This is a genomic window from Microbacterium sp. Leaf179, assembly GCF_001423785.1.
Classification (GTDB): domain Bacteria; phylum Actinomycetota; class Actinomycetes; order Actinomycetales; family Microbacteriaceae; genus Microbacterium.
In genome coordinates, this window is sequence record NZ_LMPH01000002.1 from 639,295 (window position 1) to 659,564 (window position 20,270).

The 20,270-nt window shown below is 71.4% G+C and carries 22 protein-coding genes; 5 read left to right on the plus strand and 17 right to left on the minus strand.

Translation table 11 applies throughout. From position 1 onward, the window contains the following. Positions 1–169: 169 nt before the first annotated feature. Complete coding sequence (locus tag ASF96_RS10515) at positions 170–469, plus strand: hypothetical protein (protein WP_055938875.1); 300 nt, start codon at positions 170–172, stop codon at positions 467–469. A gap of 218 nt (positions 470–687) precedes the next feature. On the opposite strand, the gene ASF96_RS10520 is transcribed toward ASF96_RS10515, so the two are convergent. Then, a complete protein-coding gene (locus ASF96_RS10520; RefSeq protein WP_055938877.1) occupies positions 688–918 on the minus strand; it encodes a hypothetical protein in 231 nt (76 codons plus the stop codon). 28 nt (positions 919–946) lie between these two features. Next, positions 947–1,471, minus strand: coding sequence for a helix-turn-helix domain-containing protein (locus ASF96_RS10525; protein WP_055938880.1), 525 nt, complete (start codon positions 1,469–1,471; stop codon positions 947–949). A gap of 262 nt (positions 1,472–1,733) precedes the next feature. On the opposite strand from ASF96_RS10525, the gene ASF96_RS17260 reads away from it, so the two are divergent. Then, positions 1,734–1,871 (plus strand): hypothetical protein, encoded by a 138-nt coding sequence (locus ASF96_RS17260; protein ID WP_200934094.1) that lies wholly within the window; start codon positions 1,734–1,736, stop codon positions 1,869–1,871. A gap of 30 nt (positions 1,872–1,901) precedes the next feature. Here ASF96_RS17260 and ASF96_RS10530 read toward each other — a convergent pair whose 3' ends face one another. The 7 genes from ASF96_RS10530 to ASF96_RS10560 form a co-directional block, all read right to left on the minus strand. Further along, on the minus strand, positions 1,902–2,696 hold the full coding sequence (locus tag ASF96_RS10530) for an SGNH/GDSL hydrolase family protein (protein ID WP_235560581.1): 795 nt from the start codon (positions 2,694–2,696) through the stop codon (positions 1,902–1,904). 168 nt (positions 2,697–2,864) lie between these two features. Next, on the minus strand, positions 2,865–4,562 hold the full coding sequence (locus tag ASF96_RS10535; protein ID WP_055938890.1) for an AMP-binding protein: 1,698 nt from the start codon (positions 4,560–4,562) through the stop codon (positions 2,865–2,867). 20 nt (positions 4,563–4,582) lie between these two features. Further along, positions 4,583–5,545: an alpha/beta hydrolase gene (locus ASF96_RS10540; RefSeq protein ID WP_055938893.1), complete on the minus strand. Its 963-nt coding sequence runs from the start codon at positions 5,543–5,545 to the stop codon at positions 4,583–4,585. 209 nt (positions 5,546–5,754) lie between these two features. Beyond that, positions 5,755–7,128, minus strand: a complete 1,374-nt coding sequence (locus tag ASF96_RS10545) for an FAD-dependent oxidoreductase (protein WP_055938896.1) — start codon at positions 7,126–7,128, stop codon at positions 5,755–5,757. A 39-nt stretch (positions 7,129–7,167) separates the two neighbouring features. Further along, positions 7,168–8,229: a polyprenyl synthetase family protein gene (locus tag ASF96_RS10550; RefSeq protein ID WP_055839045.1), complete on the minus strand. Its 1,062-nt coding sequence runs from the start codon at positions 8,227–8,229 to the stop codon at positions 7,168–7,170. 82 nt (positions 8,230–8,311) lie between these two features. Next, entirely contained in the window at positions 8,312–9,034 is a 723-nt protein-coding gene (locus ASF96_RS10555) for a demethylmenaquinone methyltransferase (protein WP_055839048.1), read from the minus strand. Between the two features lie 9 nt (positions 9,035–9,043). Continuing rightward, the gene (locus ASF96_RS10560) at positions 9,044–9,607 is read right to left on the minus strand and encodes a DUF402 domain-containing protein (protein ID WP_055938899.1); all 564 of its coding nucleotides are present in this window, start codon (positions 9,605–9,607) and stop codon (positions 9,044–9,046) included. Positions 9,608–9,757: 150 nt separating this feature from the next. On the opposite strand from ASF96_RS10560, the gene ASF96_RS10565 reads away from it, so the two are divergent. After that, positions 9,758–10,972, plus strand: coding sequence for an isochorismate synthase (locus ASF96_RS10565; protein ID WP_055939466.1), 1,215 nt, complete (start codon positions 9,758–9,760; stop codon positions 10,970–10,972). A gap of 12 nt (positions 10,973–10,984) precedes the next feature. Here the strand turns inward: ASF96_RS10565 and ASF96_RS10570 are convergent, their stop codons facing one another. The 3 genes from ASF96_RS10570 to ASF96_RS10580 all read right to left on the minus strand — a co-directional run bounded on the left by ASF96_RS10570 (position 10,985) and on the right by ASF96_RS10580 (position 14,121). Continuing rightward, entirely contained in the window at positions 10,985–11,842 is an 858-nt protein-coding gene (locus ASF96_RS10570; protein WP_055839054.1) for a polyphosphate kinase 2 family protein, read from the minus strand. 62 nt (positions 11,843–11,904) lie between these two features. Further along, entirely contained in the window at positions 11,905–13,701 is a 1,797-nt protein-coding gene (gene menD, locus ASF96_RS10575) for a 2-succinyl-5-enolpyruvyl-6-hydroxy-3-cyclohexene-1-carboxylic-acid synthase (protein ID WP_055938902.1), read from the minus strand. Positions 13,702–13,704: 3 nt separating this feature from the next. Next, on the minus strand, positions 13,705–14,121 hold the full coding sequence (locus ASF96_RS10580) for a PLDc N-terminal domain-containing protein (RefSeq protein WP_055938905.1): 417 nt from the start codon (positions 14,119–14,121) through the stop codon (positions 13,705–13,707). Positions 14,122–14,195: 74 nt separating this feature from the next. On the opposite strand from ASF96_RS10580, the gene ASF96_RS10585 reads away from it, so the two are divergent. Then, complete coding sequence (locus ASF96_RS10585; RefSeq protein ID WP_055938908.1) at positions 14,196–14,534, plus strand: DUF4229 domain-containing protein; 339 nt, start codon at positions 14,196–14,198, stop codon at positions 14,532–14,534. 31 nt (positions 14,535–14,565) lie between these two features. On the opposite strand, the gene ASF96_RS10590 is transcribed toward ASF96_RS10585, so the two are convergent. The 4 genes from ASF96_RS10590 to ASF96_RS10605 all read right to left on the minus strand — a co-directional run bounded on the left by ASF96_RS10590 (position 14,566) and on the right by ASF96_RS10605 (position 18,593). Then, positions 14,566–15,537, minus strand: a complete 972-nt coding sequence (locus tag ASF96_RS10590) for a 1,4-dihydroxy-2-naphthoate polyprenyltransferase (RefSeq protein WP_055938911.1) — start codon at positions 15,535–15,537, stop codon at positions 14,566–14,568. 85 nt (positions 15,538–15,622) lie between these two features. Beyond that, the gene (locus ASF96_RS10595) at positions 15,623–16,777 is read right to left on the minus strand and encodes an AMP-binding protein (protein WP_055938914.1); all 1,155 of its coding nucleotides are present in this window, start codon (positions 16,775–16,777) and stop codon (positions 15,623–15,625) included. Between the two features lie 28 nt (positions 16,778–16,805). Beyond that, positions 16,806–17,708: a 1,4-dihydroxy-2-naphthoyl-CoA synthase gene (locus tag ASF96_RS10600; protein ID WP_055938917.1), complete on the minus strand. Its 903-nt coding sequence runs from the start codon at positions 17,706–17,708 to the stop codon at positions 16,806–16,808. A gap of 87 nt (positions 17,709–17,795) precedes the next feature. After that, positions 17,796–18,593 carry an LLM class F420-dependent oxidoreductase gene (locus tag ASF96_RS10605; protein WP_055839076.1) on the minus strand — a complete coding sequence of 266 codons (798 nt, stop codon included), beginning with the start codon at positions 18,591–18,593 and terminating at the stop codon, positions 17,796–17,798. Between the two features lie 47 nt (positions 18,594–18,640). On the opposite strand from ASF96_RS10605, the gene ASF96_RS10610 reads away from it, so the two are divergent. Continuing rightward, positions 18,641–19,642 carry an o-succinylbenzoate synthase gene (locus ASF96_RS10610; protein WP_055938920.1) on the plus strand — a complete coding sequence of 334 codons (1,002 nt, stop codon included), beginning with the start codon at positions 18,641–18,643 and terminating at the stop codon, positions 19,640–19,642. Here ASF96_RS10610 and ASF96_RS10615 read toward each other — a convergent pair. Then, entirely contained in the window at positions 19,629–20,255 is a 627-nt protein-coding gene (locus tag ASF96_RS10615; RefSeq protein ID WP_055839081.1) for a TetR/AcrR family transcriptional regulator, read from the minus strand. The two genes, ASF96_RS10610 and ASF96_RS10615, sit on opposite strands and share 14 nt — an antisense overlap. Positions 20,256–20,270: the final 15 nt, after the last annotated feature.

Sequence of the window (20,270 nt, forward strand, 5' to 3'; positions counted from 1 at the left end):
CGGTAGGCGCGACTTCCGACAACGCCCCCGGCGTCCCGTCACCCGACGGTTAGGGACGCCGGGGTTGTTTCGTCGTTGCAACCCCCGCCATAGAGCGTGGGTTCATGTCGTGCAGGAAGTAGCGCGGAGCACTAGAACCTTGTCCCGCCTTCATCGGTAGAGTGCCCCCATGACCGCATTCGAAGACGCACGCGACCGCCTTCCCGAAGAAGCAACGATCACACGAGATCTGTACGACTTCCTGATCCGGCAGTCGGGCGGCAACGAGAATCCCTCGGTTGCTCCGTCGACGCTTGCGCGGAAGATGGTCAGCGTGGTTCAGACCTTGGAAGAGCGCATCATCCGGATCGAGGAGGGCCTCTCGTCTGAGGACGACGGGGGCTGGGAATTCACGGAGGAGCCATCGGAGTTCAGTTCCCCGCGGGGTTCGCGTTCGGATGAATCGGAGGAAGAGCTGCCGCCTGTATGACTCACCCACGAGCGCCCATGCTGACCGGTCGGCTTGTAGAACGGCGGGTCGACTCGTCGTTTCCGACGAGCGGAAAGGATGTCCTCCGTCATGCCGGGCAGGAGCTCGCACACCATCGACGGCGAGAGGAACCGGTCACCGGTGATCCACGCCTGCGCCACCCGAGCGACAGTACCCCCGGTGGCCGTGAGCGTGTTCTGTGAGGCGCACAGCGCCGCTCACGGTGTGTTGCGGAGTGCCCTCATCCGGTACTGATGCACAGGGCTCTGCGCCAGGTGGAGTCGAAGGTGCTTGAGCAGCACGTCTTCGCGAACGACGCGGGTGCGCTGTCCCTCGATCAGCCGCCATTCCATCGGCATGCCCCACTGACGCCAGTACCGAATCGTCCGCTCGGAGCGGTTCACGCGCTTCGCCGCGCTCCTGTACGTATGCCACTTGGACGCCGTCATGGATGCATCATGCCGCACGCCGCGCGCGTCACCGCCGCAGGTCATCCGGCAGCGACCTCACCCACCTCTGCAACTCGTCCACACGGAAGATCGGCTTCCGCCCGACATAGTTCGGCACGAGATGGTTCGCACGCACCGCTCGACGCAGGGTCTCCACCGACACTCCTGTCGCCTGAGCGGCATCCGCCATCGAGTAAGCCACCGGCGGCGGCGACATCGCGGCGTGAATCTCTTCCCGGATCACGCGTCGCAAAGCGTCGACCGAAACGGTGATCTGATCAGGCGCCGGTTCCGGCTCCGGCTCGGGTGCGTCGGGCACCTGGTGTTCCGGGTGCTCCTCGAGCCATTCGTGACGCTCCTCCCACCTGCAGGGAAGCTTCCGGCGTGGCACCCACGGCGCACCCTGCTCGGGGTCGTCAAGGAGCCTGATCCGGATCAGCGCGTCGTAGTGCCCGCCCGGCTTGACGATGACGGCGGGACGAAGCGGTTGGCCGGCGCCGCCGAGGTACGCCCACGTGTCGCCGATACTGATGCCGAGAAGCGTCTGACGCATGTTCCGAGCATGGCATCCAGTCCGCATAAAGTCCGCGAAAGTGACAACCTATCCCAATATGTCCAAACCACACACATCGGGTTATCACCCGGTCAGCGCGAAATTACCAACCGATGACAACGTGTCGCAACTGCTATGGTGCAATCCACCAACTACCGCTGACCCTCCGCCGAGCACCTCGTGGCCGTCCGCGTCGAGCCGAGCTTCTCGCTCGCATGCGCGGCACTGCCGCTCGTCGGGGCCGTGACATGACCTTCGTGCGATGACCAGCCGGCCGAGCCCGCTCCCCTGCCCCACCTGCGGCGACCCGCTCTCGTTCGAGATCCTCGACGACGAGCGCTTCCTCGTGGCGTGGTCGTGTGTGAGGTGCGGCCTCATCCGCACGACCGAACCGGTGTGACGCGCGACGCTCACGGCTCGCGCGGGCGGCTCAGTAGGTGAGGGCCTTCAGCACGCCGTCGGCGATCGCACGATGCCCGGTGTCGTTCGGGTGGAAATAGTCGCCGGTACCGGCGAACGAGTCGCGCCCCTCGGGACCGTGGTACGCGGACGTCGAGAAGGCGTCGGCGAGCCCGACGTACACCCCGCCCCGCGCGGCGCAGGTGCGGGCGATCGCCTCGTCGTACGCGGCGCCGTCACTCGTCCAGGTACCGAGGCAGACGAGCGCGGCCTTCGGCGACGAAGCGCGGATGCGATCGAGCAGGCCGACGTACTGCTGCTCGAAGTCGGCCACCGGAGTGGGCAGACCGACGTCGTTCGTCCCGAGCTCGATCACCGCGAGACCGAGGTCGTCGGGCACATCCGTGATCGCGGCGACGGTGGTGAGCGTCTGGTGTGCCTGGGCCGCGGTGGTCATCTCGACCGGGCCGACGGCATCCGCCACGAGAGAGGTGAAGCCCCGATCCTTCTGCGACGCGAAGAAGCCCGCGGCCAGTGAGTCGCCGGCGACGAGCATGCGCACCGTGCCGCCCTCGCCGCGCGTGACCAGGGCCGTTCCCGGCCGCGCCGTGGGGGTCGGCGTGGCTGTCGGGGTGGGGGTTCGCGTCGGAGTCGCCGACCGCGTGGGGGTGGCCGATCGCGTGGGGGTGACGGATGCCGAGGACGTCGCCGTCGCCGGAGAGCTCGGCTCCGCGCGCGAACCGGCGGTCATGACCAGCAGCACGGCGACACCGATCGCGACGAGCACGATGCCCGCGCCGATCAGCCACGCCACTCGCTGTCGCACGGCGGACTCAGCCCCGCCCGCCGCGCGCGCCGCACCGCAGGACGGCGTGTCTGGTCACCGCGGCAGGGGTCGCCGCGACAGAGTGCGCGGTCAGCCGGTCGTCGAGCAGGTGCATGAGTCGATGTTCACACGCCGACGAGGCCGGCGCGAACCGTTGCGGCGCGCGGATCAGCCCCGCAGGGTGGCATCCGTCCATTCCACGCACACGACCTCACCGCGCGCGGCGGCCTCTTCGCGCTGGCGAAGCTCGACCCGGCGGATCTTGCCCGAGATCGTCTTCGGCAGGTCGTGGAACTCGATGCGGCGCACGCGCTGGTACGGAGCGAGCTTCTCGCGGGCGTAGCGCAGGATGTCGAGGGCCACCTCGTCGCCGGGCTCGTATCCCGCGGCCAGCACCACGTACGCCTTCGGCACCGCGAGGCGCACCTCGTCGGGCGCGGGGACGACGGCCGCCTCGACGACCGCCGGATGCTCGATGAGCACGCTCTCGAGCTCGAACGGACTGATCTTGTAGTCCGAGGCCTTGAACACGTCGTCGGTGCGCCCGATGTACGTGATGCTCCCGGTCTCGTCGCGCCGGGCCACGTCGCCGGTGTGGAAGAGGCCACCGGCGAACGCTTCGGCGTTGCGCTCGGCGTCGCCCACGTACCCCGTCATCAGGTTGAGCGGACGCTCGGTCAGATCGAGGCAGATCTCGCCCTCGTCGGCACGCGCGCCGGTGAGGGGATCGACGAGCACCACCGGGCACCCGGGCAGCGGGCGCCCCATCGATCCCGGTACGAGCGGCGCCCCGGGAGTGTTGGCGACGACCGCCGTCATCTCGGTCTGCCCGTACCCGTCGCGGATGTCGAGGCCCCAGGCGCGTTGCACCGCGGCGATGACCTCGGGGTTCAGCGGCTCGCCCGCCGAGACGACCTCGCGTAGTCTCCCGCGACGCCCCGACAGGTCGGTCTGGATGAGCATGCGCCAGACCGTCGGCGGTGCACAGAAAGTGGTGACCGCCTCGCTCTCCAGCTCCTCCAGCAACCGCTCGGCCGAGAATCGCGCGAAGTTCAGCGCCAGCACCGTCGCCCCGGCGATCCACGGCGCGAAGAAGCAGCTCCACGCGTGCTTCGCCCACCCGGGCGAGCTGATCGCGAGGTGCACGTCGCCGGGTTCGAGCCCGAGCCAGTACATCGTCGTCAGGTGTCCCACCGGGTACGAGGCGTGCGTGTGCTCGACGAGCTTCGGCTTCGAGGTGGTTCCCGAGGTGAAGTAGAGCAGCAGGCGGTCATCGGCGGTGGTTCCCGGATGCCGGGCCGGCGGCGCCCCCGTGAGGAACGCGTCGTCGTACGCGGCCCAGCCCGGGTGGGTGCCGCCCACGACGATGCGGCCGAGTCCCTCGGGCAGATCGTCGAACTTCGCGGCGTCCGCCGCCCCGACGACCACGTGCCGGATCTCGGCGCGCTCGACGCGGTCGGCGAGATCGGCGGTGCCGAGCGCGGTCGTGGTGGGAGCGATCACCCCGCCCAGCTTCATGAGGGCGAGCATCGCCTCCCACAGTTCCACCTGGTTGCCGAGCATGAGCAGCACGGCGTCGCCGCGGGCCACCCCGCGCGACGCCAGCCAGGCGGCGACCTGGTCGGACCGCCGCGCGAGTTCGTCGAACGTGCGCTGGTGCCGCGTGCCGTCGTCGTCGACGACGATCAGCGCCGGCGCATCGTTGCCCCGCGCCATCGGGTCGAACCAGTCGATCGCCCAGTTGAAGGCACCGTCGAACACCGGCCAGGTGAACCCCGCCGCCCGGGCCGGATCGGTGCGCGCGGCCAGAAGCTCGTCTCGTGCGGCACGGTAGCGCTCGGTCGCGGACGCGGCAGTGGGGATCATGGGGCTCCTTCGATCGCGTTCTACGCTAGCTGCGTCATCCAGGTCTCGAGCGCGGTGAACGCGGCGTCCTTCGCCTCGGGCGCCGACAGGAACACGTCGTGCAGCGCCCCGTCGATGCGCGCGATCGTCACCGTACGGGCGATACGGGTGGCCGCGCGCGCGATGTCGTCGACGACGAGCACCGAGTCGCTCGAGAGCATCGTGTCGTTCCAGCTGAGCGCCGAGGTCGAGCGCTGCGACAACAGCACGAGGGTCGGGCATCCCACGTCGACGCCGGATGCCACCCGCGCGTGCCCCGCGATGACGGCGGCCAACCAGCCCGGGTGGGTGGGGAATCCCTGCGCCGGGCGCCAGCCCTCGGGACTGTCGGGCAGGGTCCCCAGCTCCCGCTGCGCGCGCGTGTAGAAGCCGAGGTCGACCACCGGGTGCGTGCCGAGCGGGTCGAAGCGCGCGCGGGCGTTCACCAGCGGCGCGAGCGCCTGGCGTCCGAGCGGGCCGAGCTGCAGCTCCAGCCACGGACTGTTGAGAACGAGGGCGTCGGCGACCCCCGGGTGCCGCGCCGCCCAGAGCGTCAGTGTGAGTCCGCCCGTGCTGTGTCCGAGCAGCACGAGACGTCGTCCCTCGCGTGCGGTGCCCAGGGCATCCAGAGCCGCCGCGATGTCGGCGTCGTACACGTCGAGGGCCGCGACGTAGCCGGGCGCCTGCCCGGGCCGCAGGCTCCGGCCGTAGTTGCGCAGGTCGAGCGCCGAGAATCGGGCACCGCGATCGGTGAAGAACCGGGCGAGCTCGACCTGGAAGAAGTAGTCCGACCACCCGTGCACGTACAGCACGTCGATGTCGCGGAGCTCACCGAACAGGCGGGCGCCGGCGTGCGGCCGCGCGCGCACGAGCGTCGCGACGACCTCCCCCTCGGCATCGTCGCCGAGCGGCAGGGTCTGCTGTTCGAAGCCGTCGCCGAGGACGTCCGGATGCCACTCCCCCATCGCCCCAGCCTAGGCATGCGGGGCGGGGGCCGGCATACCCCCACGGCGGGCCGAACTCCTGAGAAGTCAGGCCGTGCGGGCTCGCCGGCGCGCCGAGGGGGCTGTGGCGCGCGATGACTCAGGAGTTCGGCCCGGCCCGTCGGCGCCTCAAAGACAGCGAGCCGCCCACGTCCGTGCGGACGGGGCGGCTCGCTGTGCAAACGTGAGGGTTACTCGCCGCGCGAGATCGAGATCATCTCGTCGCGGGGCACGACCTTGACGCGGGCGCGCTCGTGCGGGGCGCCGAGGGCGACTTCGTGCTCGTCGAGGCGGTGCCAGCCGTCGAGGTCGGTCCAGCGCACGCCGCGCTCCTCGAGAAGGGCCGGAATGGCCTCTTCTTCGGGGTGGGCCGGCTGCCACCATTCGCCCTGGTCGTTGATGACGTGGCGCACTGTTTCCATGGCATCCGACTTGGTGTGTCCGATGAGGCCGACGGGGCCGCGCTTGATCCACCCGGTGGCGTACACGCCCGGCAGGCGGTCGTTCGAGTCGGCGGCGAGCACCTGACCCTCGTGGTTGGGGATGACGCCGTGACGCTCGTCGAAGGGCACGCCGGTCAGCGGCGAGCCGAAGTAGCCGACCGCGCGGTAGATGGCCTGGATCGGCACCTCGCGGATCTCGCCCGTTCCGACGACGCCCCCCTCGGCGTCGGGCTTCGTGCGCTCGTACCGGAACGCGGCCACCCGACCCTCGGCGTCTTTCACGACCTCGACGGGCTTGGCCCAGAAGTGCAGGTGCAGGCGTCGCGATGCTTCTCCGCCGGAGTTGTTCACGCCCGGGCGGGTGCGCCACTGCTGCAGGACGCGGTCGATGACCTTGACCTGCTTGTTGGTCTGGATGGCGGCCAGCGACGCCTCGTCGTAGTCGAAGTCCTCGTCGTAGACGACCATGTCGACGTCGCGCAGCTCGCCCAGCTCGCGCAGCTCGAGAGGCGTGAACTTCACCTGCGCGGGACCGCGGCGGCCGAAGACGTGCACGTCGGTGACGGGCGAGGCCTTGAGCCCCTGGTACACGTTGTCGGGAACTTCGGTGGGCAGCAGGTCGTCGGCGTGCTTGGCGAGCATGCGCGTGACGTCGAGCGCCACGTTGCCGTTGCCGATGACCGCGAGCGACTCCGCCTCGAGCGGCCACCCGCGCGGCACGTCGGGGTGGCCGTCGAACCAGCTCACGAAGTCGGCGGCGCCGTACGAGCCCTCGGCGTCGATGCCGGGGATGTCGAGGTCGGCGTCGCGGATCGCGCCGGTCGAGAAGATGACCGCGTTGTAGTGCTGCTTGAGGTCGTCGAGGGTGATGTCCTCGCCGAAGCGCACGTTGCCGAACAGGCGGATGTCGCCGCGGTCGAGCACCTCGCGCAGCGCCGTGACGACGCCCTTGATGCGCGGGTGGTCGGGGGCGACGCCGTAGCGCACGAGCCCGTAGGGCGCGGGCAGTTGTTCGAACAGGTCGATCGACACGTCGAACTGCCGCTCGGATTTCAGCAGGATGTCGGCCGCGTAGATGCCGGCGGGGCCGGCTCCGACGATGGCAAGGCGCAGCTTCGTCATGGGGTCCTCTCGATCGGGATCGGGGGGGGTGGGAAAAGTTCAGGCCGAGCGGTCGGCGACCGCGCGGGCGAAGCGCGTCAGCGCCTCGCGCACGGCGCCGTCGGGCAGCGGTGCGAGGGCGTCGATGGCCTCTTGCGACCACTGGTGCGCGAGCTTCAGCGTCTCGTGCGTGGTCTCGTGATCGCGCAGCTCCGCGAGTGCGGCGTCGAGGATCGAGGGGTCTGCCCCGGCGGCGATGCGCTCCTGGCCCTCGTCGATGCGCGAACGCAAGTCGGCCGAGGCCGCGTCGGAGCGGTGACCGAGCAGCAGGTACGGCATGGTCGGCACGCCCGCGCGCAGGTCGGTGCCGGGCACCTTGCCGGTCTCGGAGGGGTCCGGAGACAGATCGATCACGTCGTCGAGCAGCTGGAAGGCCACACCGGCCTTCTCGCCGAACACGACCATGGGCTTCTCGAACTCCTCGGGGGCGCCCGAGTAGATGACGCCCGACTGGGCGGCCGCGGCGATCAGCGAACCGGTCTTGTCGGCGAGCACCCTGAGGTAGAAGTCGACGGGCTCGTCGCCCTCTTGCGGGCCGACGGTCTCGTGCATCTGGCCCAGCACGAGACGCTCGAACGTGTCGGCCTGCAGCTGGATCGCGCGCTCACCGCGACGCGCCATGAGCTGGCTGGCGCGGGCGAACAGCAGGTCGCCGGTGAGGATCGCGATGTTGTTGCCGAACACCGTCTGGGCGCTGGGCACCCCGCGGCGCTTGTCGGCGCCGTCCATGACGTCGTCGTGGTAGAGCGAGCCCAGGTGCGTCAGTTCGAGCGCCGTGGCGACCTCGATGACCTCGGGGGTCGTTCCGCGACCGAGCTGAGCGGTGAGGATGGCGAGCATCGGGCGCACGCGCTTGCCGCCCGCCTCGTACAGGTACCGGGCGGTGACGTCGGCCAGACGGTCGGCGCTTCGGACTTCGCCCTCGAGGGTGCCCTCGACCTGGGCGAGACCGGCCTCGACGGTGGAGAGCAGGGTGCGCGAACGCAGGCCTGCGAAGATGCGGTCACTCAGGCCCAGCTTGCCCGACAGGCGGGTGCCGGCCGCGGGCGGTCTCGGGGTCACGCTTTCAGCCTATCCTGGCGCGGTTGCGCCCCGTCGCGACTATCTCGACGGGGTGACACCCCGGGCCGGGGCCCCCGGCGCCTCACGCGCTCTGCGCGACGACGCCGCGGTGCAGCGCCACGATGCCGAACGTCAGGTTGCGGTAGGCCACGTCGTCCCAGCCGGAGTCGCGCATCCACCGCGCGAGCGTCGGCTGGTCGGGCCAGTCGCGGATCGACTCGTTGAGGTAGTCGTAGGCCTCGGCGTTCGAGCTGACCGAGCGCGCGACGATGGGCAGCACCCGGTCGTTGTAGAAGCGGTAGAGCCCGTTGAAGACGGGGGACGGCGGATGCGAGAACTCGCACACCACGATGCGTCCTCCGGGACGCGTGACCCGGCGCAGTTCCCGCAGCGCCCGGCGCGGGTCGTTGACGTTGCGCAGACCGAACGACATCGTCACCGCGTCGAACTCCGCGTCGGCGAAGGGGAGGTCGGTGGCGTCGGCCTGCACGAACTCGAGGTTGGGCACGTCGCCGTGACGGCGGCGCCCCTCGGCGATCATGCCGCGCGAAAAGTCGGCGGCCACGACGTGCGCACCGCTCGGGACGAACGCCATCGACGAGGTGCCGGTGCCGGCGGCCAGATCGAGGATGCGCTCCCCCCGCTGCGGGGCCACGGCGCGCAGCGTCGCGGCGCGCCACAGACGGTCGTTGCCGAGACTCAGCACGGTGTTGGTGCGGTCGTAGGCCGCTGCCACCTGGTCGAACATGCCGCTGACGCGCTGCGGGTCTTTACCGAGGTCGGCGCGGTTGGGGTCGCTGCTCACCCGTCGAGTCTAGGCCGGGTCACCCGGGCGGTCGCCGGGGGTTGCCAGCGCCGCGAGCCGATCGAGCCAGGGCCGGGTGACGGCATCCGAGAACGGGGCGACCCCCTCGCGCACGCGGTGCTCGAGATCGAGCGCCGTCGCCTCGAGGTGCGTCACGATCTCGGCCGGGTAGCCGTAGCGCACGCGGTGCTCGTCCCACTCGTCGCGATCGTCGACCCAGGTGCCGCGGCCGTCGGTACGGCGCACGACGTCGAGGTCCATGTCGATGCCGCGCGGCACGCCGTCGTCGCCCCAGCGCACATCCCACGCCAGGTCGATGTACACCGCGACCGGATGCGGTGCGGCGTTGTGGGTGAAGGCCCAATCGGCGCTCGCCGGCACCAGGGTCACGTTGGGCTCGCGGCAGACGAAGGCCGCGCCCGGCCGTTCGCTGCGCCACCCCACCTGCTGGCCGAACCACTCGCCCCACTCGTCGGAGCCGAGGTAGACGCTGTCCTGCACCCAGTGCGGCGAGCCGTCCCACTTGCGCCACTCGAACAGCAGGCGGGTGCCGGGAGCGGGGCGATTGTCCATGCTCGGAGTCTAAAACGCCGTCCGGCGTCGGTCTCCGCGCCCGGCGTCCGCGGCCTCGGCCGGCGCCGCGGGTCTACGCTGAAAGACGTGCTGGAACCCGCGGATGACGTCGTGCCGCGCCTGCGCGTGGTCACGCGCGAGCTGCCCCCCATGGACGACGTGCTCGCCTATACGACCCCCTACGATCCCCTGTTCTGGACGCGGCGGGGAGAGTCGCTGGCGGCCTTCGGCGACCTGCTGACGCTGCGCTACACGGGGCGCCGGCCGGGCGATGCCACGATCTCGGCGCGCTGGCGGGCGATCGCCGCCGCCGCCGAGGTCGACGACCCCGTGCAGCTGCCGGGCACCGGACTCGTCGCCTTCGGTTCGTTCGTGTTCGACCCCCGCTCGGAGCGCGAGAACGTTCTGCGCGTTCCCGGCATGATCGTCGGGCGCCACGGCGGACGCGCCTGGGTCACCCGCCTCGCCTTCGACGACACCCCCGACGAACCCGAACCCGAACTGCCCCCGCGCTCGCCCTTCGGCCCCCACTGGTCGGCGACCCTGGGTCCCGGTCGCCAGAGTGCCGAGGGGTATCAGGATGCCGTCCGCACGGCGATCGAGGCCATCGGCGCCCGCGAGGTGGGCAAGGTCGTGCTCGCACGCGACATCGTGGGCACGGTTCCGGCCGGGTCCGACCTGCGCCGGCTCGTCCGGTCGCTGCTCGAGGGGTATCCGGATTGCTGGGTGTTCGCGGTCGACGGTCTGATCGGCGCGAGCCCCGAGACCCTCGTCACCGTGTCGAAGGGCACGGTGACCGCCCGCGTTCTGGCGGGCACCACCGCGCGCGGCGGCGACGCCGACGCCGACGTCGCGGCATCCCTTGCCCTCACGCGCAGCTCGAAAGATCAAGAGGAGCACCGTTTCGCGGTGCAGAGCGTGCTCACCTCGCTGCGCCCGCACACCTCGGCGCTCGCGGCGGCCGAGCAGCCCTTCACCCTCAAGTTGCCCAACGTCTGGCATCTCGCGACCGATGTCGAGGGCACCCTCAGCGAAGACGCGTCGTCGTTGGACCTGATCTCGGTGCTGCACCCCACCGCCGCCGTCGCCGGCACCCCCACCGCCGCGGCGATGGATGTCATCCGCCGCCTCGAGCCCTTCGATCGCGGCCGCTACGCCGGCGCCGTCGGGTGGACGGGAGCGTCGGGCGACGGCGAGTGGGCCATCGCCCTGCGGTGCGCGCAGGTCGACCGCGCGGCGCCGTCCTCTCCCACCGCCCCGATCACGGCCTATGCCGGTGCGGGGATCGTCGCCGACAGCGTTCCCGAGTCGGAGCTGCTCGAGACCCGCGTCAAGTTCCGCCCCATCGTCGAGGCCCTCGCCTGATCCGACTGAGCGTCACGATGCCGCGAGTCGTGCCTTCTCGGCCTCGACGTCGTAGTCGGCCGCGGGCCACCGCGGGTCGATGTCGGTGAGCGCGTCGATGAGCAGCTGCTGCACGGCCAGGCGGGCGTACCACTTGCGATCGGCCGGAATCACGTGCCACGGGGCGACGGGTGTCGAGGTGCGATCGATCGCCACCTGGTAGGCCTGCATGTAGTCGTCCCACAGCGCCCGCTCGTCGACATCGGACGGGTTGTACTTCCAGTGCTTGTCGGGGCGGTCGAGGCGCTCGGCGAGACGCGCGCGCTGCTCGTCCTTCGAGATGTGCAGCATGACCTTGACCACTCGGATGCCGAGATCGGCCGCCTCCGCCTCGAAGTTCACGATCGCGCCGTAGCGTCGTTCGATCTCGTCGGCGGGGGCGAGTTCGCGCACCCGACCGATCAGCACGTCTTCGTAGTGCGAGCGGTCGAAGACACCGAGGTGGCCCGCGTCGGGCAGGCGCTTCTCGATGCGCCACAGGAAATCGTGCGCGAGCTCCTCGGCGGTGGGCTTCTTGAACGACGCGAGTTCCACGCCCTGGGGGTCGACCGTGCCGACGACGTGGCGCACGATCCCGCCCTTGCCCGCGGTGTCCATGGCCTGCAGCACCAGCAGCACCGAGCCGGTCGCGGTGCCCGCCACACTCTGAGCGAAGAGGCGTTCCTGCAGGGCTTCGAGGGGTTCGCGGCCCGCGTCGAGGTCGGCTTTGCCGTCGGTCTTGTCGCCGTCGTAGCCGGGCGTCGATCGCGGGTCGATGTCGGTGAGGCGGAATCCGGGCTCGACGCGCAGCGCGTCGGAGGCGGGCGTGGACCATCTGCGGCGTGTGCTCATGTCCCCATCGTGTGGGGCGTCGGCGGCACGCGCCAGTGGTTGACGCGTCGACGTCCCGCCCGTCAACGCGGCAGCGGAACCTCGATCAGCTGGCGACCGCCGGTCGGCGAGGTCAGCACCTGGTCGAGCGCGACGCGGGTGGTGCAGCGGTGGTACTCCCAGCCGAAGGCGAGGGCCAGCTGCTCGAGGCGCGCGGTGTGCGGGGTGTACTGCACGCGCGACATCGCGTCGGAGCCGGCGATGCCGGCCACCTCGAGGCCGTCGAAGATCGTGCCGCCGCCGTCGTTGCCGACCACGACCTGCAGGCGCGGTTCGTCTTCGCCCGGGGGCAGCAGCAACGCGCCCACGTCGTGCAGGAAGGCCAGGTCGCCCAGCAGCACGCGGGTCACGCCCGGGCGCTCCTCGATCTGGCTGGCGAGGGCGACGCCGGTCGCCGTGGCGATCGTGCCGTCGATGCCGGCGAGACCGCGGTTGGAGTGCACGGCCACCTTCTTGCCGCCGAGCACCTCGTCGGCCACGCGCACCAGACGCGAGGAGCCGAACATGAGGCGATCGTGGGGCCAGGTGGCCCGCCAGACCGCATCGACGAGGGTCGCCCGGTCGAGGGGGGCACGGATGACCTGAACCTCGGCGTTCAGGGCGCCCAGCCGCTCGTGCGGAACGGCCGAGGCCAGGCCGTCGGCATCGGGAGCGGGGGGCGACAGGTCGACGGCAGCGTCGCGCGAGGCGCGCATCCACTCCCCCAGCCAGGCGCGGTCCCCGGACGAGGGGTGAGGGCGGATCAGGTCGACGGCGATCGTCGCGCCGTTGAGGTTGACGGGTTCTCCGGGGCCGCGGGCGGCGATCACCTCGACGTCGTCGCGCGACAGCAGGCGCGTCACCTCGCGGCTCAGGGTGGGACGCCCGAAGACGACCACGCGCTCGATGCGTCCCCCGAGGGCCGGGTCGTTCAGCAGGGCCCGGTAGCCGTGCACGATCTGCCGACCGAAGCGAGCCCCGCTGACGATCTCGGCCACCAGCGGAAAGCCCCCGTCGTGCGCGAACTGCTCGGCCGCCGCTCCGGCATCCGCTCCAGCGACGACGATGGTGCGCGGGCCCGGCGCGAGCGTGTGGGCGTCCTCGACCTCGGGGGCCACGTCGGCGACACCGATGCCGCCGCCGCCCTGGTACAGCGCTCCCGACGCCTCCGCGTCGCCGAGCGCGTCGCTCTGCGCGTCGGACGAGGGGGCGATCCCGGATGCCGCCCGCGCGGCGAGCCACGCGGGAACGGCGCCGGCGAGGGGCTCCCGGAACGGCACATTCAGGTGCACGGGTCCGGGCACCCGGGCGCCTTCACCGAGCGCGGCCGCGAGCGTCGCAGCCGCCAGGGCGTCGGCGTCAGCGGTCTGGGCGGACGACCCGTCGTCGTCGACGGTCTCGGGAACGGGGAGGTCTGCTTCGAACCGCACCGCCGAGCGGAACAGCCCCGGCTGGCGCGTGGTCTGGTTGGCGCCGACGCCGCGCAGCTCGGGCGGCCGGTCGGCGGTGAGCAGCACCAGCGGCACCCCGGCGTGATGGGCTTCGAGGGCGGCGGGCAGCAGGTTGGCGACGGCGGTGCCCGAGGTGCAGACGAGGACCGCCGGCATCCCGGTCTCACGTCCGATCCCGAGGGCGGTGAAGCCGGCGACGCGCTCGTCGATGCGCACGTGCAGGTGAACCAGACCCGCGCGTTCCAGGTCGGCAGCCACGAGCGCGAGCGCCTGCGAGCGCGACCCCGGGCTGACGACGATGTGCCGCACCCCGCGCGACACGAGGCCCGCGAGCAGAGCGGCGGCGGCGTCGGTCGCGGGCGCGGCGGAGCGGTCGTTCGACGAGGTCATGGTTCAGCCGACGGAGCCGCGCTGGCCGAGCGTGTCGTCGTCGCCCTTGCCCGGGATGTCGCCCGGGTCGTCGGTGGGCTTCGGGGCGCGAGGGTCGTCGGCTTCGGAGTCGAGCTGCGCCAGCTCTTCTTCGAGCCGCCGGATGCGCTCGTCTTGATCGGCGCGCGCGGTGTCGGACATGCGGCCCAGGAACTCGGGGTCGTCGTCGGGAGCGCGTCTCACCACGGGCTGACTCGCACGACCGCGACCGATGACGAACCACAGGATGCCGCCGAGCACCGGCAGCAGGATGACGATGGCCATCCATGCGCCCTTGTTGACGCCGCGGTGACGTCCCGCCGGCTGCACGGCGCAGTCCACGATCGTGTACACCCAGAAGACGGTCGCCACGAGCGCGAGGATGAGGAGCAACCGTGCCATGACCTGAGTCTACGTGTGCCCGCTGGACGCGGGCCGGGCGCCGGCGGTTTCCGAGGCCGCCGTAGGATGGGGGCATGCGTGCTCGCTCGGCCCTCGTCTACACCGTGCTGCGACTGCTCGCGTTCGTCGTACCGCTCGTCGTACTGCTGTTCTTCCCCGTGTTCCAGGAATTGCCCTGGCTCGCGGCGATCTTCGCGGCCCTCATCGGCCTGAGCCTGTCGCTGTTGTTCCTGCGTCGCCCGCTCGACAGCGTCACCGGCGGTCTGGCCGAGCGTCGCGCGCAGCGCACCGCCACCGGGCGTCGTACGGGCGCCGAGACCGACGCCGACACCGAAGACGCGGTGGTCGATGCCACGCGGCACGATGACGCGCCCGCGACCGGCACTTCCGAGGGCGACGCTCCGCTGCGCTGACCCCTGCGCGTTCTGCGAACCCGCCGGGGGCTCAGAACGCGAAGGCCCAGAAGAGCAGGGCGCCGTAGGCGACCGACGTGAAACTCGTCACCTGCAGCGCCGTGATGAGCTCGCGCGGGGTGCGGTAGGTCCAGACGATGAGGATCGCCGCGAGTCCGCCGAGCAGGGCGACCAGGGTCAGCCACGCCACCGGGTACACGAACGCGAGGAACACCGCGATCCCGAACGGCGCGAGGACGAACAGGGTGAACAGCACCTGCGACGCACGGCGGCCGATGAGCACCGACAGGGTGCGCTTTCCCGCGAGGCGGTCCTGCTCGATGTCGCGCAGGTTGTTGGCCAGCAGCACCGCGCAGGCGAGCAGACCCGCGGCGACCGCGCCCAGCCAGGCCTCCTGCGGCAACGACTGCACCTGCAGCCACGTCGTGCCCAGGGTCGCGACGAGGCCGAAGAAGACGAAGACGAACAGCTCGCCCATCGCGTTGTACCCGTACGGGCGCTTGCCGCCGGTGTAGAACCACGCGGCGACGATGCAGACGGCGCCGACCAGCAGCAACCACCACTGCCCCGTGCGGATGACCAGGGCCAGCCCGATCACCGCGGCGAGCGCGAAGAACGCCAGGGCGACGATCAGCACCGTCCGCGGCTTCGCCTTCTTGCCGCCGGTGAGACGGCCGGGCCCGACGCGCACGTCGTCGGTGCCGCGGATGCCGTCGCTGTAGTCGTTGGCGTAGTTCACGCCGATCTGCAGAGCGAACGCCACGGCGAGACAGGCCAGGGCGATGACCCCGTGCAGCCGGTCGTCGACGAGGGTGGCCGCACCGGTGCCGATGAGCACCGGGGTGATGGCCAGCGGCAGCGTGCGAATGCGGGCCGCCGCGATCCAGTCGCGGGCCGTGGCCGGCGCGACGGCCTGCGGTGCACCGCCCTTCGGCTTCTGGGGGTTGCCGCCGGGGCGACGCTTCGAGGACGACGTCGAACGCTTACGAGACTGTGCTGCCACGGTGGCTCATCCTAAGCCCGTGGTCACCGTCCCCCTTCGCGGACCGGTCGACCCGCGAGCCGGGCGACGCCACCGCTCCCGGGTGTCAGCGCCGCGGATCCTGCGCGAGGCGCGCGCGCACGGCGGCCCGGTCGGGCTTGCCCGACGACAGCGTCGGCAGCTCGTCGACGACGACGAGACGCGACGGACGCGCGGGCGCCCCGACCGCGTCGGCGACCACCGCGCGCACCCGTTCGAGCAGCTCGGCGTCGGCGGCGGGCGTCGGCCGCGGCACGACCACCGCCGACCCCTGGCCCCAGGTGGCATCCGCGACGGGCACCACGACGGCGCTCTCGAGTCCCGCGATGCCGCGCACCGCGGCTTCCACGCGATCGAGCGAGACGTTCACCCCGCCCGAGACGATGACGTTGTCGAGGCGTCCGGTCACGCTCAGCACGCCGTCCACGACCTCTCCCCCGTCGCCCGTGCGGTACCAGCGGGTGCCGGCGTCGTCGGAGGGGAAGACGGATGCCGTCCGCGCGGGGTCGCCGAGATATCCGTCGGCGAGCATCGACCCCGTCAGGCGCACCTCGCCGTCGACGAGGGCCACCTCGACGCCGTCGAGCGGAACCCCGTCGTACACGCAGCCGCCGCTGGTCTCGGTCGAGCCGTAGGTGCGCACGATCCGCACCCCCGCGGTCTCGGCGCGCTCGCGCACCGTGGGCGCCAGGGCCTGACCGCCGATGAGGACGGCCTCGAACGAGCGCAGCGCCTTCGCCACCGTCGGATCGGTGTCGGCGGCATCCAGCAGTCGTTGCAGTTGGGCGGGAACCAGTGAGGTGTACGTCGGCACCCGGGCGCCGTTCTCGTGCGACGCCATGCCGAGCGCCGCGGCGGCGAACGGTTCGGGGCGGAAGGGACCCGCGACGACCGCCGGCTCGCGATCGGCGAGCAGAGCCCGCACGAGCACCTGCGCCCCCGCGACGTAGGTGGCGGGAACGGCCAGCAGCCAGGCGCCCTCACCGATGCGCGCCGCCGTCGCATACGCACTGCTGATCAGGGCGTTGCGGCTGAGCAGCACCGACTTCGGCACGCCGGTCGATCCCGACGTGGTGACCACGGCGGCCGTTCCCGGGGGGACGTCCGCGGGCAGGTCCGCCCCCGCCCCCAGCGACACCGCGGGACCGGCGCCGAGCACCGCGGTACGCAGGGCGCGCAGCACGTCGCGGGGATCGCCGGATGCCGGAGCCTCGAGCCTCATGAGCGCTCGGCTCGACGGCATCCGGGGCTCAGTAGTGCCACGGGACGTCGGACCAGTCGGGGTCACGCTTCTCGAGGAAGGAGTCACGGCCCTCGGCGGCCTCGTCGGTGCCGTACGCGAGACGCGTGGCCTCACCGGCGAAGACCTGCTGGCCGACGAGCCCGTCGTCGACCGCGTTGAAGGCGAACTTGAGCATGCGGATCGCCGTCGGCGACTTGGTGAGGATCGTGCGGGCCATGGCGAGAGCTTCGCGCTCGAGTTCGGCGTGCGGGACGACACGGTTGACCGCGCCCATCTCGTACGCGCGCTGGGCGGAGTACTCCTCGGCCAGGAAGAAGACCTCGCGGGCCAGCTTCTGCCCGATCTGGCGGGCGAAGTACGCGGACCCGTACCCGGCGTCGAACGACCCGACGTCGGCATCGGTCTGCTTGAAGCGACCGTGCTCGGCGCTGGCGATCGACAGGTCGCACACCACGTTGAGCGAGTGGCCGCCGCCCGCCGCCCATCCGGGCACGACCGCGATGACGACCTTCGGCATGAAGCGGATCAGCCGCTGCACCTCGAGGATGTGCAGACGCCCCGCGCGACCCGGGTCGTGCACGGTGTGCTCCTCGTGCGAGTACTTGTACCCGTCACGACCTCGGATGCGCTGATCGCCGCCGGAGCAGAACGCCCAGCCGCCGTCCTTCGCGCTCGGACCGTTGCCGGTGAGCAGCACCACGCCGATGCGGTGATCCTGTCGCGCGATGTCGAGCGCCGAGTACAGCTCGTCGACCGTGTGCGGCCGGAAGGCGTTGCGCACCTCGGGCCGGTCGAACGCGATGCGCGCCACCCGCCCGTCGTGGGTGACGTGCGCGGTGATGTCGGTGTATCGCTCGGCGCCCGGCGCCAGCGTCCACTCGGCGGGGTCGAACAGCTCGGAGACGGTCACCGTCTCAGCCTACGACCCGACGCGGCGGGCGGATCCGGCGGTCGCCGCCCGGAACCCCCGCCTCGCCGTACAGGTGCCCGACCGGAATCAGGCGTTCTTGCCGTCGCGCCAGGTGAGCCACCGCTCGATGAGCGAGTAGTCCCACTCGGGCCCCGAGAAGCCGAGGGTGAACAGTCGCGTGCCCGCCTCGAACAGGGCGTCGGCGTCGGACTCGTCGCGGTCCTTCAGCTCGTTCGAGACGACGAGGGTCGACAGGTCGCGTCCCTCGGTCTCGGCCCACTTCTCGATGACCCCGAGCTTGTGGGGCAGTTCGTCGGGGGTGACGAAGCTGTGCCAGATGTCGGCGTGACGCGCGACGATGCGCAGGGTCTTCTGCTCGCCCTTGCCGCCGATCATGACGGGGACCTTGCGGGTGGGGGCGGGGTTGAGCTTGCCCCAGCGGTCGACGATGCGGTCGAGGTCGGTGGCGAGCGCGTTCAGCCGCGAACCCGCGGTTCCGAACTCGTAGCCGTACTCGTCGTAGTCGCGCTCGAACCAGCCCGAGCCGGTTCCGAAGATGAAGCGGCCGGTGTCGCCGCCCTTCTTGCTGATGTGGTCGATGGTGCGGGCCATGTCGGCCTGCAGGTCGGCGTTGCGGTAGCTGTTGCAGTTGACCAGCGCACCGAACTCGACCCGTTCGGTCTGCTCGGCCCACGCCGCGAGCATCGTCCACGCCTCGAAGTGCTCGCCGTCGGGGTCGCCGTACAGCGGGAAGAAGTGGTCCCAGTTGAAGAGGACGTCGACGCCCATCTCCTCGAGGCGCAGGACGGCGTCGCGGATGTCGGAATACTGCACGTGCTGCGGCTGGATCTGGACGCCGAGCCGGACCGGGGTATCGAAGAGCATGCGGTCAGCCTATTCCCGGGCACCGGCCCCGAGGCCAGGATGGGGGGATGAGCTCCACGTCCCTTCCCCCGCTCGCCGACGTCCTCTCCACCGCGCGGGTGGTCGCCCTCCCCCTGGCAGCCCGGTTCCGCGGCATCGAGACGCGCGAGGCCGTCGTGTTCGAGGGCCCCGAGGGATGGACGGAGTTCTCGCCGTTCCCCGAATACGACGACGCCGAGGCGGCGACCTGGTTGGCCGGTGCCCTCGACTTCGGCTGGCGCGCCGCCCCGGTCGCGGTGCGGGACGCCATCCCCGTCAACGCCACGATGCCCGCCGTCGCAGCCTCCGAGGTGGCGCGGATCCTCGCCCGGTACGACGGATGCCGGACGGTCAAGGTGAAAGTCGCCGAGGCGGGGCAGGTGCTCGCCGACGACGTCGCGCGCGTCGGGGCCGTGCGCGAGGCGATGGGCCCGGAGGGGCGCGTGCGGATCGACGCGAACGCCGCGTGGAACGTCGACGAAGCCGAGCGGGCCGTGCACGCCCTGGCCGAGTTCGACCTCGAGTACGTCGAACAGCCGTGCGCCGCCGTCGAGGAGCTCGCCGAACTGCGCGAGCGCATCGCCTACCTCGACATTCCGATCGCGGCCGACGAGAGCGTGCGGAAGGCCGCCGATCCCCTTCTGGTCGCACGTGCCGGGGCCGCCGACCTGCTCGTCGTGAAGGCGCAGCCGCTGGGCGGGGTGCACGCGGCGCTCGACATCGTGGCGCAGGCGGGCCTGCCGGCAGTTGTGTCCAGCGCGCTCGACACCTCGATCGGTCTGGCGATGGGCGCCGCCCTCGCCGCGGCTCTTCCGCAACTGGACTACGACTGCGGGCTCGGCACCGCCGCCCTCTTCACCGCCGACGTCGTGGCATCCCCGCTGGTGCCCCGGGCGGGCGTGCTGCGCGTCGAGCGTCCCCGCCCCTCGGCCGTCGATCTCGATCGCGTGGCCGCTCCCGACGAGCGACGCGACTGGTGGCTCGCGCGACTGCGGCGCTGCTATCGCACCCTCGAACTCACTCGAGGATGAGGCGCACGATCTGCGCGAGGCGCTCGCCGAGCTGAGCGTGCGACGCCGCGGGCGAGACCCGCATCATGAGGGCGGTCTCGGCGGTCGACACCCACGCCGACAGCAGCAGCTCGGTCGCCGCTTCCGCCGGCACCCGCAGCACCAGTCCTCGCGCCTCGGCGATGTCGCGCACGAGCTGGGTGACGCTCTCGCCCAGGGCCTGGTTCGACGAGAGGTAGGCCGCGGCGAACTCGGCGTTGCGCAGCGCCTGCAGACGGATCTCGGCGCCGAGCAGTACGTCGAGGCGATCGTCGCCGGTGACCTCGAGCACTCCCTGCACCAGCTGCAGCACCTCGCCCGTGGCATCCAGTCCCCGGTCCTCGATCGAGGTGACGCGCTCGCGGACGGCCGAGATCGTCTGCTCCGCCGAGCGGGCGCACAGAGCGAGGAACAGCTCCTCCTTCGAGGCGAAGTTCGAGTAGAAGGCGCCGCGGGTGAAGCCGGCGCGCTCGCAGACGGCTTCGACCGAGGCGGAGTCGATGCCGACCTCGGCGAACATCTCGGCGGCGGCGTCCATCAGGCGGGTGCGGGTGTTCTCGCGCCGGCGCGACGGTGCGGGGGCGGTGTCGGTCATCCGCATCCTCCTGTT

What these genes read in the sequence shown, in the direction of transcription:
- ASF96_RS10595 (WP_055938914.1), bottom strand. Translation starts at nt 16,777, where the DNA reads ATGAGGCTCGAGGCTCCGGCATCCGGCGATCCCCGCGACGTGCTGCGC.
- menD (WP_055938902.1), bottom strand. Translation starts at nt 13,701, where the DNA reads ATGACCTCGTCGAACGACCGCTCCGCCGCGCCCGCGACCGACGCCGCC.
- ASF96_RS10520 (WP_055938877.1), bottom strand. Translation starts at nt 918, where the DNA reads ATGACGGCGTCCAAGTGGCATACGTACAGGAGCGCGGCGAAGCGCGTG.
- ASF96_RS10605 (WP_055839076.1), bottom strand. Translation starts at nt 18,593, where the DNA reads ATGCTCTTCGATACCCCGGTCCGGCTCGGCGTCCAGATCCAGCCGCAG.
- ASF96_RS10525 (WP_055938880.1), bottom strand. Translation starts at nt 1,471, where the DNA reads ATGCGTCAGACGCTTCTCGGCATCAGTATCGGCGACACGTGGGCGTAC.
- ASF96_RS10610 (WP_055938920.1), top strand. Translation starts at nt 18,641, where the DNA reads ATGAGCTCCACGTCCCTTCCCCCGCTCGCCGACGTCCTCTCCACCGCG.
- ASF96_RS10570 (WP_055839054.1), bottom strand. Translation starts at nt 11,842, where the DNA reads ATGAGCACACGCCGCAGATGGTCCACGCCCGCCTCCGACGCGCTGCGC.
- ASF96_RS10565 (WP_055939466.1), top strand. Translation starts at nt 9,758, where the DNA reads ATGGACGACGTGCTCGCCTATACGACCCCCTACGATCCCCTGTTCTGG.
- ASF96_RS10545 (WP_055938896.1), bottom strand. Translation starts at nt 7,128, where the DNA reads ATGACGAAGCTGCGCCTTGCCATCGTCGGAGCCGGCCCCGCCGGCATC.
- ASF96_RS10560 (WP_055938899.1), bottom strand. Translation starts at nt 9,607, where the DNA reads ATGGACAATCGCCCCGCTCCCGGCACCCGCCTGCTGTTCGAGTGGCGC.
- ASF96_RS10540 (WP_055938893.1), bottom strand. Translation starts at nt 5,545, where the DNA reads ATGGGGGAGTGGCATCCGGACGTCCTCGGCGACGGCTTCGAACAGCAG.
- ASF96_RS10535 (WP_055938890.1), bottom strand. Translation starts at nt 4,562, where the DNA reads ATGATCCCCACTGCCGCGTCCGCGACCGAGCGCTACCGTGCCGCACGA.
- ASF96_RS10515 (WP_055938875.1), top strand. Translation starts at nt 170, where the DNA reads ATGACCGCATTCGAAGACGCACGCGACCGCCTTCCCGAAGAAGCAACG.
- ASF96_RS17260 (WP_200934094.1), top strand. Translation starts at nt 1,734, where the DNA reads ATGACCAGCCGGCCGAGCCCGCTCCCCTGCCCCACCTGCGGCGACCCG.
- ASF96_RS10580 (WP_055938905.1), bottom strand. Translation starts at nt 14,121, where the DNA reads ATGGCACGGTTGCTCCTCATCCTCGCGCTCGTGGCGACCGTCTTCTGG.
- ASF96_RS10615 (WP_055839081.1), bottom strand. Translation starts at nt 20,255, where the DNA reads ATGACCGACACCGCCCCCGCACCGTCGCGCCGGCGCGAGAACACCCGC.
- ASF96_RS10585 (WP_055938908.1), top strand. Translation starts at nt 14,196, where the DNA reads ATGCGTGCTCGCTCGGCCCTCGTCTACACCGTGCTGCGACTGCTCGCG.